Origin of the sequence: Pseudomonas sp. GL-B-26, from assembly GCF_019947405.1 — a bacterium.
In the GTDB taxonomy this organism is placed as follows: Bacteria; Pseudomonadota; Gammaproteobacteria; order Pseudomonadales; family Pseudomonadaceae; genus Aquipseudomonas.
In genome coordinates this window covers 37,436-53,752 of record NZ_JAGYGJ010000047.1, presented here as the reverse complement: position 1 = coordinate 53,752, position 16,317 = coordinate 37,436, and the positions used below count along the sequence as shown (strand labels likewise).

Sequence of the window (16,317 nt, the reverse complement as noted above, 5' to 3'; positions counted from 1 at the left end):
CCGCCACCAAAGCATTGGCGGCGTGGAAGCGTTCGGTCAGTTCGCGGTAATCGAACACATCACCGTTGCTCGCCGGGTATTGCAGCAAAGCGCCGAAGAATGGCGACACGTCGCTCAGTTCACGCTCATCGCCGACCACCACGTCGATGCCCAACGGCTCGGCACGGGTGCGCAGCACGTCGAGGGTTTGCGGGTGGCAATGCACGGAGGCGAAGAACGCGTGACTACCCTTGTTCTTGCTCAGGCGTTTGCAGAAGGTCATGGCTTCGGCGGCGGCGGTGGCTTCATCCAGCAGCGAGGCGTTGGCGATCGGCAGGCCGGTGAGGTCGCTGATCAGGGTCTGGAAATTCAGCAGCGCTTCGAGGCGGCCCTGGGAAATTTCCGGTTGGTACGGGGTGTAGGCGGTGTACCAGGCCGGGTTTTCCAGCAGGTTGCGCAGGATCGGCGACGGCGTGTGCGTGCCGTAGTAGCCCTGGCCGATATAGGTCTTGAACAGCTGGTTTTTGCCGGCGATGGACTTGATCAAGGCCAGGGCATCGGCTTCGCTCAGGCCGTCTTCGAGGCCAAGGACGCTGGTGCCCTTGATGCTGTCCGGGATGACGCTGGCACTCAGGGCTTCCAGCGAGTCGAAACCGAGGCTGTTGAGCATGGCTTGCTCATCAAAGGCGCGCGGGCCGATGTGGCGGGCGATGAATTCGTTGCGGGTGTCGAGGAGGGCGGTCATGGAGAAGTCCTCAAGCGTCGTCGTGGGTCAGGCGCTCGTAAGCGGCTTGGTCGAGCAGGGCGTCCATTGCACTCGTGTCGCTGGGGCGCATACGAAAGAACCAGCCTTCACCCAGCGCGTCTTCGTTGATCAATTCGGGGGAGTTTTCCAGCGTCGAATTCACCTCGACCACTTCACCGTCCAGCGGCATGTACACGCTGCTGGCGGCTTTCACCGACTCCAGCACCGCCACCTCATCGCCAGCGCCGAAGGTGCGCAGTTCAGGCACTTGAACGAAGACAACGTCACCCAGCGCTTGCTGGGCATAAGCGGTGATCCCCACGGTAATCAGGCCATCGCTCTCAAGACGCAGCCATTCGTGATCGACGGTAAAACGCAATTCGCTCATATCAACTCCTCATTGTTCAGACTCATCCACTGCTGGTGGCGGATGGCGATTGGCAGGCTCGTGCAGGGCAGCGAGCGTGGCTTGAGGGTTGATAGCAAGGGCGGTGCCAATGTTTATTTATCTATTTAAATCAATTGCTTGAATCATTTTTAGACAGATTGGCAATGCGTCTCCGTATTGAAATCAATACAGGTACTCAAGAGAGAGGGTGCGAGGCCCGGGCCAGGCAGGTCGTGACGGTTATGTCTTGAATTCAATACGCTGTATCGATTTTCACACAGGCTGCAACGACACATGTCCATTGTGGGAGCGGGCTTGCTCGCGAAGGCGTCGGATCAGCAACTTTGCAGGCGCCTGACCCACCGCTTTCGCGAGCAAGTCGGATCGCCGCACCGCCGCTCCCACATTTGATCTAGTCGGATTTACGATTTATTGGGAATGCCGTATTTACGCAAGCGGATAGCGATTGCACTGTGCGACGTTTGCAGGCGTGCCGCCAGTAAACGGCTGGAGGGATAACTGCTGTAGAGCTGTTCCAGCAGGTTCTTTTCAAACCCTTCGACGGCATTCTCCAGGCTGCCAACCTCACCGTCGTTTTGCCGCTCCACGGCCGTTCTGGCGATGTCGAGGTCATCGATGTCCACCAGTGGATTTTCGCAAATGGCGGCGGCGCGAAAAATCACGTTTTGCAGCTGGCGCACATTGCCCGGCCAGCGGTTACCGAGCAGCGCCGGATAGGTCCCGGGCGCCAGGCGACAGACCGGACGCTGGATCTGCGCGCAGGCCTGCTGCATGAAATGGTTGGCCATCAACAGGATGTCGTGGCCGCGTTCGCGTAACGGTGGCACTTGCAGATTGAGCACATTGAGGCGGTAGAACAGATCCTCGCGAAAACTGCCTTCGCTGACCATTTTCTCCAAGTCACGGTGGGTCGCGCTGAGGACCCGCACGTTGACCCTGACCTCACGATCGCCACCCACTCGACGGAAGCAGCCATCGCTTAAAAAGCGCAGCAACTTGGCCTGCAAGTACGGCGACATTTCACCGACTTCGTCGAGGAACACCGTGCCCTGGTCGGCCAGTTCCAGCAGGCCGAGTTTGCCACCCCGTTGTGCGCCGGTGAAAGCGCCCGCGGCGTAGCCGAACAGCTCGCTTTCGGCGAGGCTCTCCGGCAGTGCCGCGCAGTTCAGGGCCAGGAAGGGCGAGTCATGTCGGGCGCTGATCGCGTGGCAGGCACGCGCCACCAACTCTTTGCCGGTGCCGGTTTCACCCTGAATCAGCAGCGGTGCATCGAGCGTTGCAACACGCTGGGCGCGGGCCTTGAGGGTCCGAATCGCCGGGGACTCGCCGAGCAGCGCGTCGAAACCTTCGGCATGGTCATGATGCAGCGCCGAGAGCCGTTCACCGATGCGGTTCGGGTGATACAGGGTCAGCAGGGCGCCGGCATCGGTGATCGGCATGGCGTCCAGCAGCAGCGTCTGGCCACCGAGACTGACCTCATGCATGGGCAGGCGGTAACCGTGTTCGATCAACGTCTGTTGCAAGGAGGAATCATCGAAGAGTGCCGTCAGCGGTTCACCGGCGGGCTCCCGGCCGCACAGCGAAATCAACGCCGGGTTGGCCAGCAGCACATGACCGCGCTCATCCACCGCCAACACCGGGTCGGTGCTGGCCGCCAGCAAGGCATCGAGTTGCAAGCGTCGGCGCTGCCCCGGGAGGATGTCGACCATCGTCACCGCTTGCACGCCGCGCACCCCAAGAAAGGCTTCGCGCAGCTCTTCCAGTACATCGGCACCGAGGGTGGGCGCATCGATGTAAACGTTGGGCGGCACCATCTCGACGGCATCCAGATTGAAACGGCGCCCACCGAGCAGGGCCAGCACTTCCTGGGTGATGCCGACGCGGTCGATGAAGGTGACGTGGATGCGCATAGGGTGGCCTGCAAGGGTTGCGAACAGAATGAGTATGACCGGCACGCGCCGTGTCTGTCAGGTGTTGCCGGTGGTGCGCGAACAGGCGGCCAGATCCTCAAGGAACGCCTGAAGGATCGGCGGCGGGGCAGTGCCGCGTCGGGTGATCACGTCGAACGGCGACATCAGTTGCAAGCTGGTGGGCGCCAGTTGGTGCATCTCGCCGGTCTTGATCCACTGGGCTGCGAAGTGCATCGGCAGAAAGCCCAGATAGGCGCCGGAGATCAGCAGAATCGCCAGCGCTTCGATATTGTCCACGGTCGCCGCGGCTTTGCTGACGCCCAGGTGTTCCAGGTCGTATTGCTGCATGTAGCCCCTGACGACAATCCGGCTTGCGGCAATCTCTTCGAGCAGTCCGTCACCCTCGGCCTTGCTGCCATACAGCGGATGTCGCCGCCCGCAATACAACCCCAAGGCTTCCTGATACAGCGGTGTGTGCAACAGGCCTGGAACGTGAATCGGGAAATGCCCGATGGCCAGGTGCAGTCGACCGTCGAGTACGCGTTCTTCCAGTTCGGCCGGGGTGCCGACGTACACGTTCAGGTGCACATCATGTCCCCTCGACACGAAGCGCTGGGTGGTGCGAGGCAGCGGTGAGTCCGGGTCGGTAATGGTGGTGTCGATGATCCCAAGATTGAGCTTGCCGCTGATGTGCTGCTTGAGCACGTCGGCGTCCATGCAGAAGTTTTCCACCGCCGAGAGCAGACGCTGAGTGGCTTCGTGGATCGCCACGCCTTGCTCGGTCAGACGAAAGCCGCTGCGCCCGCGTTGACAGAGCTTGACCCCCAGCCGGGTTTCCAGATGAGTCATCTGTTCGCTGATGGTTGATTGGCCGGCATTCAACGCCGCCTGCGCGGCAGAGAAACCGCCGCACCTGACAATCGTGGCAAACACCCTGAGCAGTTTCAGATCGACATCGTGCAGCTGAATCACCTTGAACCTCCCGCGTGTGGATGCATCGGTAATGCCGATATGAGTATCTGATGTTTAGCATTTTTTCCACGAAAACCTGCGCCCATAGTCATTCCAACGGCGGTCGCCATCCAAGTCCGCTAGCTGATAACAAGAATTGGAGATGCCTGAAATGTCGAACAACGGTTATGAATCCGGTCGCCTGAACCTGCCATTCGTGGGTCACTGCACCTTTGGCAAATCCCCGGTGTGCACCGATTGGGATGCACTGGATGCGGACGTGGCGGTCCTCGGCGTGCCCAACGACATGGGCACCCAGTGGCGTTCCGGCGCACGCTTCGGACCACGCGGCATTCGTGAGGCATCGACCCTGTTTTCCTTCGGCCATGCCGGTGCCTATGACCACGAAGATGACGTCATGTACCTGACTGCCGCCGACGTGCGCATGGTCGATGTGGGTGACGCCGATATCGTGCACACCGACATGGTCACCAGCAACGAGAACACCGAATACGCCGTGCGCAAGATTCTGGATGCCGGTGTCATGCCGGTTGTACTCGGTGGCGATCACTCGGTCCACGCCCCGGTGATCAAGGCATTCGAGGGCCGCGGCCCGATCCATATCATCCACTTCGATGCGCACCTGGACTTCGTCGATGAGCGTCATGGCGTTCGCTACGGTCATGGCAACCCGCTGCGCCGCGCGTCCGAAATGAACCACATTGTCGGCATGACCCAGATGGGCATCCGCAACGTGTCTTCGTCCAATCGCGACGACTATGAAGCCGCCCACGCGGCCGGCTCGAAGATCCTTTCGGTACGTGATGTACGCCGCCTCGGCGTCGAAGGTGTGCTGGCGTTGATCCCGCAGAACATCAACTACTACATCACCATCGACATCGACGGTTTCGACCCGTCCATCGCCCCGGGCACCGGCACCCCAAGTCACGGCGGCTTCCTCTATTACGAAGTGCTGGAAATCATCCAGGCCCTGGCCAAACGCAGCCAAGGCAACATCGTTGGCATGGATCTGGTCGAGGTTGCACCGGTCTATGACCCTTCCGGCATGACCTCGATTCTGGCGGCGCAACTGCTGCTCAACAGCATTGGTTTCATCTTCCATGAGCGGGCTCAAGCACGGAACGCCATGAGCGAAACCACCACGGCCACGGCGTGATCTGACCGCCGCACAGAGGGAATGAAAATGGACACGATCGTTAAGCAGTATTTGCAGAAATTCGGTGTATCCGAAGCCACCCAGACCTTCCTCAGCAAGGTACAGAAAATGTTCATCGGCGGCGCCTTTGTTGAGGCCAGTGACGGGCAGACGTCCGACGTCATCGAACCGTCGACCGAGGGCCTGATCACGCGTATTCCAATGGGCACCACCCAGGATCTGGACCGCGCCGTGCAAGCCGCTCGCGCACAGTTTGACGGCGGCGCCTGGCGCCAGGCCAAACCGGCGGAACGCGAGCGGTTGATGCAACGCCTGGCGGACCTGATTGAGAGTAACGCCGCCGAACTGGCAGAAATCGAATCGATCGACATGGGCAAGTCAGTCGCCTTCGCGCGGGATGTCGATATCCAGGGCACCGTCGATACGCTGCGTTACTTCGCCGGCTGGGCGACCAAGCTGCATGGCCGCACCGTTGAACCGTCGCTGCCGGGCAATTACCTGGCCTATACCCGCAAGGAAGCGGTAGGAGTGGTCGGCGCCATCGTGCCCTGGAACTTCCCGCTGCAAACCATGGCCTGGAAGCTCGGAGCCGCCCTGGCAACCGGTTGCACCGTGGTGGTCAAACCCGCCGAACTGACCTCGCTGTCAGCCTTGCGCTTTGCCGAACTGGTTCAGGAAGCCGGCATCCCGGACGGGGTAATCAACATCGTCACCGGACGCGGCAGCGTGGTCGGTGCGGCCATGGCCGCGCACCCCGGTATCGACAAGCTCACCTTCACCGGCTCGACCCCGGTCGGCCGTACCGTCGGCCGCGCCGCGCTGGACGAAATGAAGCGACTAACCCTCGAACTCGGAGGAAAATCACCGGTAATCGTATTGGCCGATGCCGACGTGCCGGCCGCCGCCCAGGCCATTGCCAACGGCGTGTTTTTCAACTCCGGCCAGGTGTGTGATGCCGGTACTCGCGCCTACATTCATCGCAGCGTCTACGACGAATTTCTGCGCGAACTGATCGCCTACACCCGCACGCTGAAAATCGCACCGGGCCTGGATCCAGACTGCTTCATCAGCCCGTTGGTCTCGGCGTTGCAGAAGGAGCGAGTGACCGATTACATCGAAACCGGCAAGCAAGAAGGCGCCGAACTGGTCTATGGCGGCCAGCCTGTCGAAGGCCCCGGTTTCTTCGTCGAGCCAACCATTTTTGCCCATTGCCGCAACGACATGCGCATCGTCCAGGAAGAGATCTTTGGTCCGGTGCTGGTCACCGCACCGTTCGACGATGAAGAAGAGGCCTTGGCCCTGGCCAATGACTCGCCTTACGGCCTGGCGGCCGCACTGTATTCCAATGACCTTGGAAAGGTGCACAGCCTGATCCCTCGGTTGAAAGCGGGTTCGGTCTACGTCAACGCCCACGGCACCCTCGACCCGTCGATGCCGTTCGGTGGCTACAAGCAGTCCGGATTCGGCAAGGATCTGGGCGCGGAGCAGCTCGATTACCTGCTCGAGACCAAGGCGGTCTGGATCACGCTCCCCTGAGTCATGGCTGACTCAAACCCTGTGGGAGGGGGCTATGTGGCGAGGGGGCTTGCCCCCGTTGGGTCGCGAAGCGGCCCCAAAAAAATGGGACTGCTACGCAGTCCAACGGGGGCAAGCCCCCTCGCCACATAGCTCGCTTCCACAAGGGAACCGTTCACCCGAAAGAATGCAGTTATCTCGTCATGATCTTCCAACAATAAGAGACCATCATGAACACTAACGCCAAGTCAGCCCTGAGCGTGTCGGTCCTGGACGACAAACCCGTCGTCGAAAGCCATTCGATTGATTTCATCCCAGAGAGCGAGCGCACCGATAAACTGTCGAGCCAGGGCCCGTTCTGGTTCCTCGGCAATTTCACCTTCTTTACCATGACCATCGGCTTTGTTGGCCCGAGCGTCGGCCTGACCGCGCTCTGGACCACACTTGCCGGCACGCTGGGCATCATGTTCGGCACATTGTTCATGGCCTTTCACGGCTCGCAAGGCCCGCACCTTGGCCTGCCGCAGATGATCCAGTCGCGTGCGCAGTTTGGCTATCGCGGTGTGATCCTGGTGCTGCTGGCGACGCTGTTTGTGTTCGCCGGTTTCAACATCGTCAACCTGGTGTTGATGATGCAGGGGCTGCACACGCTATTTGGCTTCAACCCCGCGGTGATCGCGGTGGCGGTGACGATACCGGCGGCCGTATTGGCGATCCTCGGGCATGACTGGATGCACCGCAGTTTCAAATGGGCGTTGTACCTGTCGCTTCCACTTTACGGCCTGGTGACGTTGGCGGTGCTGATGGGCTGGGTTCCCGATGCCGCGGTGCCGGTGCTTGCGGCCGGTGAAGTAGCCCCGGCGCCGCTGGGCTTCAACTGGACCGGTTTCATCGCCCAGTTCGCGGCAGCGGCGAGTTACAACATCGCTTACGCCCCGTATGTGTCCGACTATTCGCGTTACCTGCCGAAGAACACCTCCAGCGGCAAACTGATCGCGGTGGTTTTCCTGGGTGCCTCGTTGTCCGGTGCATGGATGATTTCCGTCGGTGGCTGGCTGGCCGATCACCTGCATTCCACGGATGTGCTGGTGGCCCTTGGGCAAGTCGGCAACACCGTGTCGCCACTGATGGGGACGGTGGTGGTGGTTGTCACGATCCTGGCGTTCCTGCCGGTCATCGCCATGAACATCTACAGTGCGAAGCTGACCACGTTGACCTGCGTCGACTCGATCAAGCACATCGAACCGACCCGCAAGGCGCGCATCCTGGCGATTGGTTTTGTGATCCTGCTGCAACTGGGCGTGGCCCTGAGCATCCAGAGTTCGGGCAAAGGCCTGTCGGTGTTGGGCATCTACCTGGTGGTGATGCTGTACTTCCTGGTGCCCTGGACTTCGGTCAACCTGACCGACTACTTCTTCGTCCGCAAGGGCCGCTACGCCATCCCGCACTTCTTCATGCCCCACGGCAACATCTATGGCAGCTGGGGCCTGCGCGGCATCGCGGCGTATGCCATCGGCTTCATCTCGATGATCCCGTTCTTCTACATCTACGATGGCGTTGAACAGCGTGAGGTCTATGTCGGCCCGCTCGCCAAGGCACTCGGCAGCATCGATATCGCCTGGCTCGTCGGGCTGATCGTGTCGGGGCTGGTGTACTACTGGTTCAGCCGCTCGATCGACCTCAAGCGCGAAGAAATCGTCATCCAGCACATCGAAAAAACATCCCCGCAATACACCACCGGCGACACGTTGACCAAGCCGTCGTTGCCCGTTTTCAACGAATCGGCGGTCCGGAGATAATCATGGTTACGCAAAAATACGACTACATCATCATCGGCGCCGGCTCGGCAGGTTGTGTGTTGGCCAACCGCTTGAGCGAAGACCCGGCCACCTCGGTCCTGGTGCTGGAATTCGGCGGCAGCGATCGCAGTGTGGTGATCCAGATGCCGAGCGCGTTTTCGATCCCGATGAACACCAAGAAGTACAACTGGCGCTACGAAACCGAGCCGGAGCCGTTCCTCAACGGACGTCGCATTCACTGCCCAAGAGGCAAAGTGCTGGGTGGCTCGTCGTCGATCAATGGCCTGGTGTACATCCGTGGCCACGCCTATGACTTTGACGAATGGGAGTCCCTCGGTGCAGAGGGTTGGGGCTACCGCAATTGCCTGCCTTACTTCAAACGGGCCGAGCATTACGAGGAGGGCGGTGACGGCTATCGCGGCAGCACCGGCCCGTTGCACACCACCAACGGCAATCACATGAAAAACCCGTTATACGGGGCCTGGGTCGAGGCGGGCGCAGAAGCGGGCTACATCAAGACCGAGGACTGCAACGGCTACATGCAGGAAGGTTTCGGCGCGATGCACATGACGGTGAAAAACGGCGTGCGCTGCTCCACGGCCAACGCTTACCTGCGCCCGGCCATGGGGCGTCCGAACCTGACCGTGATCACCCATGCAATGACTCGCCAGATCATCCTTGAAGGCAAGCGAGCCGTCGGCGTCATGTATGACCACGAAGGGCAGACCCATCAGGTTTATTGCAACCGTGAGGTGCTGATTTCCTCGGGTCCCATCGGTTCGCCGCACCTGTTGCAACGCTCCGGTATCGGCCCGGCCGCGGTCCTGCGCAAAGCCGGGATCGGCGTGCGTCATGACCTGCCGGGAGTAGGGGAGAACCTGCAGGATCACGCCGAGGTTTACATCCAGTTCGGCTGCAAGGAGCCGGTGACGCTCAATAGCAAAATGGACCCGCTGAGCAAGTTGTTGATTGGCCTGCGCTGGCTGTTGTTCAAGGACGGACTCGGCGCTACCAACCATTTCGAGGCAGGTGGCTTCATCCGCTCAGACAAGGGCCTGCGCTGGCCGGACATTCAGTTCCACTTTCTGCCTGCGGCCATGCGTTATGACGGCAATAAACCGATCAAGGGCCACGGCTTCATGGTGCTCACCGGGCCGAACAAACCGAAAAGTCGCGGTTATGTTCGGGTGCGTTCCGCTGACCCTTACGAGCATCCAGAGATTCAATTCAACTACCTGCAACGCGAAGAGGACCGCGAAGGTTTCCGCCGCTGCATCCGACTGACCCGCGAGATCATCGGCCAACCGGCAATGGACCGCTTCCGCGACGGCGAGATCGCCCCCGGACCACAGGTGAATACCGACGAAGAAATCGACGCCTTCGTGCGTGCAAACCTGGAAAGCACCTACCATCCTTGTGGCTCATGCCGCATGGGCGAGGACGAGATGGCAGTGGTTGACTCCGAGCTGCGTGTGCGGGGCATCGCGGGTTTGCGGGTGATCGACTCGTCGGTGTTCCCGACCGAGCCAAACGGCAACCTCAATGCACCGACCATCATGCTGGCCGAACGGGCCTCCGATCTGGTTCGTGGGCGCACCATGCTGCCAGCGTCCGATGCGCCCGTCGGTCTGGTCCAGGATTGGGAAACCAGCCAGCGATCATCGTTGCCAGGGCGCAGTGTGAGGGTTTAAACCCGAGGGGTTAATCGCTTAGGAGAAGACATATAAAACGGGCGCCTTCAGGGCGCCCGTTTTTTTACTTTGCTGCACGTACAGGCGCTAGCTCATTTCAACACCAGCAGGCGATAAACCCCGCCCTCGCTTTCGATCCCGTGGGTGTCATGGGTGAAACCCGGGAAGGATTTGTCGAAGGCTTCCAGCGCCTTGAGATAGGCCAGCAACGGCCCATCCGCAGCCCCGGCGTTTTCACCCGGCATCAGCAGTGGAATGCCCGGTGGATACGGCACGATCCCGGTGGCGGCGATGCGTCCGGCGGCTTCTTCGAGTGTCACCCGTTCGATTTCGTTTCTGACCAGTTTTTCGTAGGCCTCCACCGGGCTGAATTCGGCTTGCGGCAGTGTGCCGAACGCCTGGGCCATGTTGGCGGTGGTTTTGTGTTTCTTCATGGCAGCGAAGATTTCGTCGGCCAGGTCCTTGAGGCCCATGCCGGCGTAACGAGTCTGGTTGGCGGCCAGCAGATCCGGCAGGCACAGTTCCAGTTCGACGTTGTCGTCATAGTCGCGTTTGAAGTCGAGCAGGGCATTGAGCAAGGTGCCCCATTTGCCTTTGGTGATGCCGATGGAGAACAGGAACAGGATGGTGAAGTCGGTGGTTTTCTCGACCACGATGCCCTGACGTCCCAGGTACGCCGTCAGCACACAAGCCGGGATGCCCGAGTCGAGCAGGTTGCCGTCGTCGCCCATGCCGGGGCTGAGCACCGAGACCTTGATCGGGTCGAGCATGCAGTAGCCTTCTTCGATGTCACCGAAGCCGTGCCATACCGCGTTGGGGTGCAGTACCCAGCAGTTCGGCTCGGTTTTCAACAGCACCGGGTCGACTTCATGGAACGGCACGGTGGCCGCGCCAACCTGCACGGTCGGCGGCTGCCAGCAGGTAAAGAACCAGTCATCCTTGCTCAACATCTCGTTGTGCATGCGCGAGACGACCTGGCGGAAACTGATGGCTTCTTCGATCGATTCGGTGGTGAGGATTTGCCCGCTGGGCGCTTCCATCATCGCCGAGCTGACGTCGCACGAAGCCATGATTGCGTAGTTCGGCGAAGTCGAGGCGTGCATCATGTACGACTCGTTGAAGCGCCCGTGTTCGATCGGGTTGCGGCCGTTACGCACGTGAATCATCGAGGCCTGGGACAGGGCGGCCAGCAACTTGTGGGTCGACTGGGTGGCGAACACGGTCGGCTTCGAGTCGTCGTGATCGTCCGGGCTGCCGTGCATGGCGTGGCGCTCGCGGTACAGCGGGTTGAAACGCGCATAACCGTACCAGGCTTCATCGAAATGCAGACGATCGACACTTTGCCCCAGCAACTCTTCGACGCGGGTGACGTTATAGGTCAGGCCGTCGTAAGTGGAGTTGGTGATGATGGCGTGGACGGGTGTCGGATCGATGCCCTGCTTGACTAGCGGGTTGCTGGCGATAGCGGCTTTCACGCCTTCGGCGCTCAGGGTTTGCGGCAGGATCGGGCCGATGATGCCGAAGCGGTTGCGGGTCGGCACCAGATAGGTCGGAATGGCCCCGGACAGGGTCATCGCATGCTCGGCGGACTTGTGGCAGTTGCGGTCACACAGGGCGATCTGATTGCGCGTGACGCTGGCCATGAGGATGACGCGGTTGGACATCGACGAGCCGTTGGTGACGTAGTAGGTGCGGTGGGCGCCGAACACCTTGGCGGCGTAGCGCTCGCCCTGGCCGATGGGGCCGCTGTGATCGAGCAGCGAACCGAGTTCGCCGACCGAAATCGACAGGTCCGAACGCAGCAGGTTCTCGCCAAAAAACTCGTAGAAGGCGCGCCCCGCGGTGCTCTTCAAAAACGCTGTGCCGCCGGCATGTCCAGGGGTGTGCCACGAGTATTCATAGGTTCGGGAAAACTTCACCAGCGCCCCGAACATGGGAGGCAGTGCGGCTTGGCGATAACGCTCGATGGCCGCCAGGATGCGCCCGCTGAGGAAACGGCTGGTGTCCTCGGGCAACCAGATGAAGTCATCGGCGTGTTGCATGACCACCAGCGGAATGTTCGACGCGGTACTGCGGTCGCTAATCAGGAAAACCGGCACCCGGGTGTTGCGCTCACGCAGGCTGACCAGCAGCTGGATGCATTCCTCGTGGTCTTCGCTTTTGTCCATTTCCCAGCTGAGCAGCACGCATTGAATGGCCGGGTCCGAGCGCAGGATCGATGTGGCGTCGCTCAGGGTTTCCGACGCCAGCACCCGGACGGCGCGTTCCTCCACATCGTTGATCAACTGATGCAGGGCGCGACCAAAGACGGTGCGTTTGTCCGGCGGGCTGCTGACCAACAGCGTGAGCATTCCGAGCGAATTTTTATATTCCGTCATGATCAAGCCTCCACTTTTACTGCTTGCAAGTTATTGACCGGTACCGGCTCGCCCGTGATGTGCTGAGCGCTTACGGTCTGTGTCGGTACGCTGTTGTTGAGCGCTTCGAGGCGGATCAGGCGGTTGTTGACGAAGCCAAACAGCGTGTAACCAAAGATCGTTGCCACGCCGCCGAGCATCAGTGCCTGCGCGCCCGAACTGTAGAGTGCCAGGTAGCTGTAAGCCGCTGCGACCCACGCAATGATGTTGGTTATCAGCGCCGTGCCCGCCGGAACGTTGGAGACCTTTTGAATGGTCATCAACGCGGCCATGGAGAGGATGTAGGGCACCAGGTTGGTGACCACCGCGAGGTTGACGAGGGTGTCGAACTGCTTGCTCAGGTCAGGGCTGATGGTGAGAAAAGCCAGCGCCGTCTGCACTGCCAGCAGCACCAGCATGCCGACAATGGGTGTTCCGGCCTTGTTTGACTTGGCGAAGATCGACAGGAAGTAACCGGTGTCCGCGGAGCTTTTGTAGACCTGAGCGATGGTGAATTGCCAACCCAGCAGCGAACCGATGCACGCCAGTACCATCGCGGCCATCACAATGTCGCCGACCATAGGGGTGAACATCTTGGCAAAGACCAGCCCGAACGGTGCAGTTGAGGAGGCCAGTTCCGGGTTATCGACGATACCGGCGATGACGTTGGTGGAGACGATGTAGATCACCGCCGCGCCGAGGGTGCCGCCAAGCACCGCAATGGGTACGTTCCTCTCTGGATTTTCCACGGCATCGGTGTTGGCGCACGCCGACTCCAGGCCGAGGAATGCCCACAAGGTGATCGCCACCGATGCACCTGCAGCTTCGAACCAGCCCATGTTGTGGGGGTTCCAGCCGGCGGCGTAGACACTGCTGTCGAACCAGAACCAGCCAATGGTGGACACCAGCACCACCGGCGCAATGACACCCCAAACCGTGATCGAACCGATCCGGCCGGTAATCCGCGCGCCGCCGAAGTTGGCGAAGGTGGTGATCCATAACAAAGCGATGGTCGCCAGACCCACTTGCAGTGAGCCCAGTTCAACATGGAACAGCTCCTGGATATAGCCGACCGCCGTAATACTGATCGCCACGTTGGCAATCAACAGCGAGAGGCCATAGGTGTAGTTCGTGATGTAGTTACCCGCCTTGCCGAAGGTGTATTCGGCATAGCCGCCCATACCCCCGGTCTTTCGGCTGAGCATCCCGCAGCGCGCAAAGGCATAGGCCAGCGCCAGGGAGCCAGTGGCCGTGATCAGCCAGGAAAGGATGGAAATACCGCCAACTTCGGCAAGTTTTGTGGGGAGCAGCACAATGCCGGAGCCCAACATGTTGACGGCTGTCAACATCGTCAGTTGCCCCACTGTCATTTTCTTTGCGACTGACATTCCGTTGCCTCATTCATTGGCGGGATAGAGTGTTAGCTATAGCTAAGGATTGGAATCTCGCAAGAAACGTCCGTAAGACGTGGAGAAAACAGGCGATAGCGCACTTAAGGCATTTTGCTGGCCCCGAAGACTGAAACTTTTGACCAGAATCAATTAATTTTCAGTTAGTTGGGATCGAATGCAAATGCGGAATGTGATGGTTGCGCTGATTTCGTTAGGCCTGGCGAGCGTTGCCGCCACTGTCCAGGCCAAAGAGCTGGCATCGAATGATCGTTACATTTGCAGCTGGGGCGCAGGTACTGCGGCGAGAGCCCAGGAGCTCAAGCTGTCCGGGGTTTCACTGTATGCAGCGCGGCAGAAGTTACATACCTACAAGTTCAGCAAGCCGTGGATGCACATGATGGCGATGGGCATTACCGAGCAGACCTATGACAGTCATTCGCGGATGAAGCCCGCAGCCCTGCGCGAGAGCTTTTACGAGGAGTGCGTCCGGTACAAGTTGGCGCGCAAATGAGGAGGGGGGCGCCACAATCACCCGGACACGGCTCCTGCGCCGTGCCGGTTGGTTACGTCAGGCATTGGGTACTTCAGACCTTCTTTAAAGAGAGAAAACTATCGAGTTCTTCTCAGATTTTTTGCCTTTAACCTCCTGAGCATACCCATTACCGGCCGCAGGAGAGGCACCCTGTCAAAGATGGAAAGCTCATGCAGGTCCGTCCGCGAGGGCCTTTGATAGCCACAATTCCAAGTGAAATAGTAAGCCAGGATTTCTTTATTCTTATGAATAAGCGTATTGAGAGCGGCGTCATAATGCATCGGACCTCCGTCAGGATGTCCCGGTGGCCGCTCCAGAATCTGGAATAAAAAATCCCTCAATTTCCCAAAGCATTTCCCGTTAACTGCATAGAAATGGGCCAAATGTATTGGCCGGTCAACTGCTTTCCAAGCGGGCAAGTTTGAATTTTCTTCAAACGGATGCCCAAAATAGACGATGTCCCACTCCATACCTTCCAGAGACTCGATGGCCTCTCTTCCATATTGAGAAATATGTCTGGAAAACTGTATGTCGTCCTCCAGGATCAAGATGTTTTTCAAATTCAGGCGCATCGCCTCTTCCAGCACCCCCAGATGACTCAAAAAGCAGCCTCTGACCCCGACGCTCGGGAAGCCATTTCCCTCACTGGGCGTAACAGCCTCAAAAAAGCCTATTTTCTCATCATCAATGTGAAAGCCGTTGCGAGCGAATTCTTCTACTGTTTCTAAACGGCGATCTTTTCTTGACGAGATATTGATGATTCTTACTCGATCAAAATAATCGATCACATTCATCTGTCAGGTCCTTAGCGCAGACAATCAGGGCAGTTGGATTGGCCGGATTGCAGTATAGGCAGCATTTGCGGATGAAGTTTTAGTCTCGTAAATCGGTGTGCAGCAGCCCTTCGACGGGTGCAGAGCGAAGTCTTCAAGGTCTCCTATACTGGATCGTTCCGAGAGTTTCCCTACCCTTCACAGCGAGGAGAACGCACATGACCATTCGTATTGGCGACGAAGCACCGGATTTCACCGCCGAAACCACCGAAGGCACGCTCCATTTCCACGAATGGATTGGCGACAAGTGGGCCATCCTGTTCTCACATCCTAAGGACTTCACCCCGGTCTGCACCACTGAACTCGGTTATATGGCCGGGCTCAAGCCGGAGTTCGACAAACGCAACACCAAGATTGTCGGCCTCAGCGTCGACCCGGTCGGTAACCATCAGACCTGGGCCAAAGACATCGAAGAAACCCAGGGCCATGCGGTCAACTACCCCATGATCGGCGACGAGAATCTGGTGGTGGCCAAGCTCTACGACATGATCCACCCGAACGCCAGTGGCGGCGCTCGTACTGCCGTGGACAACGCCACGGTGCGCTCAGTATTCATTGTCGGCCCGGATAAAAAGATCAAGGCGATGCTGATCTACCCGATGAGTGCCGGGCGCAATTTCGATGAAGTGTTACGGCTGCTCGATGCTATCCAGTTAAACGCCAAGCACACGGTTGCCACGCCGGTGAACTGGCGTCCGGGTGAGGATGTGATCATTCCTACGTCGGTATCCGACGACGACGCAAGGAAGAAGTACCCGGATGGCTTCAAGACGGTGAAACCTTATTTGCGTACGGTGGCGCAACCGAAGTAATGGTCAGTCATTCATCCTGTCTTCAATCGCGATGCCTTTTACGCGCATTGAATTGATCTGCTCGGCGCGGGTGCCAGGGAGGTTGAGCATGGTTCCCTGGTGCAGCGCCGAGACTTCTACAGTGTTCCAGGGCTGGGCCTGTCATGCCGTCTTCATGCGTCAAAAACTCTCCGCCGC

12 protein-coding genes and 1 pseudogene are annotated in these 16,317 nt (G+C 59.3%); 6 read left to right on the top strand and 7 right to left on the bottom strand.

What is annotated here, in order from left to right; genetic code table 11:
* The 4 genes and pseudogenes from KGB23_RS24515 to KGB23_RS24500 form a co-directional block, all read right to left on the bottom strand.
* Positions 1-724: pseudogene (locus tag KGB23_RS24515) on the bottom strand (glycine dehydrogenase (aminomethyl-transferring)); the annotation flags it as partial.
* A 10-nt stretch (positions 725-734) separates the two neighbouring features.
* Entirely contained in the window at positions 735-1,112 is a 378-nt protein-coding gene (gcvH, locus tag KGB23_RS24510) for a glycine cleavage system protein GcvH (protein ID WP_150657248.1), read from the bottom strand.
* 422 nt (positions 1,113-1,534) lie between these two features.
* Positions 1,535-3,043 (bottom strand): sigma-54-dependent transcriptional regulator, encoded by a 1,509-nt coding sequence (locus tag KGB23_RS24505; RefSeq protein WP_223432906.1) that lies wholly within the window; start codon positions 3,041-3,043, stop codon positions 1,535-1,537.
* Positions 3,044-3,100: 57 nt separating this feature from the next.
* Complete coding sequence (locus tag KGB23_RS24500; protein WP_223432905.1) at positions 3,101-4,015, bottom strand: LysR family transcriptional regulator; 915 nt, start codon at positions 4,013-4,015, stop codon at positions 3,101-3,103.
* A 151-nt stretch (positions 4,016-4,166) separates the two neighbouring features.
* Between KGB23_RS24500 and speB the strand changes: the two genes are divergently transcribed.
* The 4 genes from speB (at position 4,167) to betA (ending at position 10,176) form a co-directional block, all read left to right on the top strand.
* On the top strand, positions 4,167-5,171 hold the full coding sequence (speB, locus tag KGB23_RS24495; RefSeq protein ID WP_095132840.1) for an agmatinase: 1,005 nt from the start codon (positions 4,167-4,169) through the stop codon (positions 5,169-5,171).
* Between the two features lie 27 nt (positions 5,172-5,198).
* Positions 5,199-6,707, top strand: coding sequence for an aldehyde dehydrogenase family protein (locus KGB23_RS24490; protein ID WP_223432904.1), 1,509 nt, complete (start codon positions 5,199-5,201; stop codon positions 6,705-6,707).
* Between the two features lie 209 nt (positions 6,708-6,916).
* On the top strand, positions 6,917-8,485 hold the full coding sequence (locus KGB23_RS24485; RefSeq protein WP_056743525.1) for a purine-cytosine permease family protein: 1,569 nt from the start codon (positions 6,917-6,919) through the stop codon (positions 8,483-8,485).
* Positions 8,486-8,487: 2 nt separating this feature from the next.
* Positions 8,488-10,176, top strand: coding sequence for a choline dehydrogenase (gene betA / locus KGB23_RS24480; protein ID WP_223432903.1), 1,689 nt, complete (start codon positions 8,488-8,490; stop codon positions 10,174-10,176).
* A 92-nt stretch (positions 10,177-10,268) separates the two neighbouring features.
* On the opposite strand, the gene KGB23_RS24475 is transcribed toward betA, so the two are convergent.
* Together KGB23_RS24475 and potE are read right to left on the bottom strand one after the other, a co-directional pair.
* A complete protein-coding gene (locus KGB23_RS24475) occupies positions 10,269-12,554 on the bottom strand; it encodes an Orn/Lys/Arg decarboxylase N-terminal domain-containing protein (protein WP_223432902.1) in 2,286 nt (761 codons plus the stop codon).
* A 2-nt stretch (positions 12,555-12,556) separates the two neighbouring features.
* Positions 12,557-13,960, bottom strand: coding sequence for a putrescine-ornithine antiporter (gene potE, locus KGB23_RS24470; protein ID WP_223432901.1), 1,404 nt, complete (start codon positions 13,958-13,960; stop codon positions 12,557-12,559).
* Between the two features lie 184 nt (positions 13,961-14,144).
* On the opposite strand from potE, the gene KGB23_RS24465 reads away from it, so the two are divergent.
* Positions 14,145-14,474 carry a hypothetical protein gene (locus KGB23_RS24465; protein WP_223432908.1) on the top strand — a complete coding sequence of 110 codons (330 nt, stop codon included), beginning with the start codon at positions 14,145-14,147 and terminating at the stop codon, positions 14,472-14,474.
* A gap of 98 nt (positions 14,475-14,572) precedes the next feature.
* Here the strand turns inward: KGB23_RS24465 and KGB23_RS24460 are convergent, their stop codons facing one another.
* Positions 14,573-15,289: a glycosyltransferase family 25 protein gene (locus KGB23_RS24460; RefSeq protein ID WP_223432900.1), complete on the bottom strand. Its 717-nt coding sequence runs from the start codon at positions 15,287-15,289 to the stop codon at positions 14,573-14,575.
* A gap of 197 nt (positions 15,290-15,486) precedes the next feature.
* Between KGB23_RS24460 and KGB23_RS24455 the strand changes: the two genes are divergently transcribed.
* Positions 15,487-16,140, top strand: a complete 654-nt coding sequence (locus KGB23_RS24455) for a peroxiredoxin (RefSeq protein ID WP_150657255.1) — start codon at positions 15,487-15,489, stop codon at positions 16,138-16,140.
* Positions 16,141-16,317 lie beyond the last annotated feature (177 nt).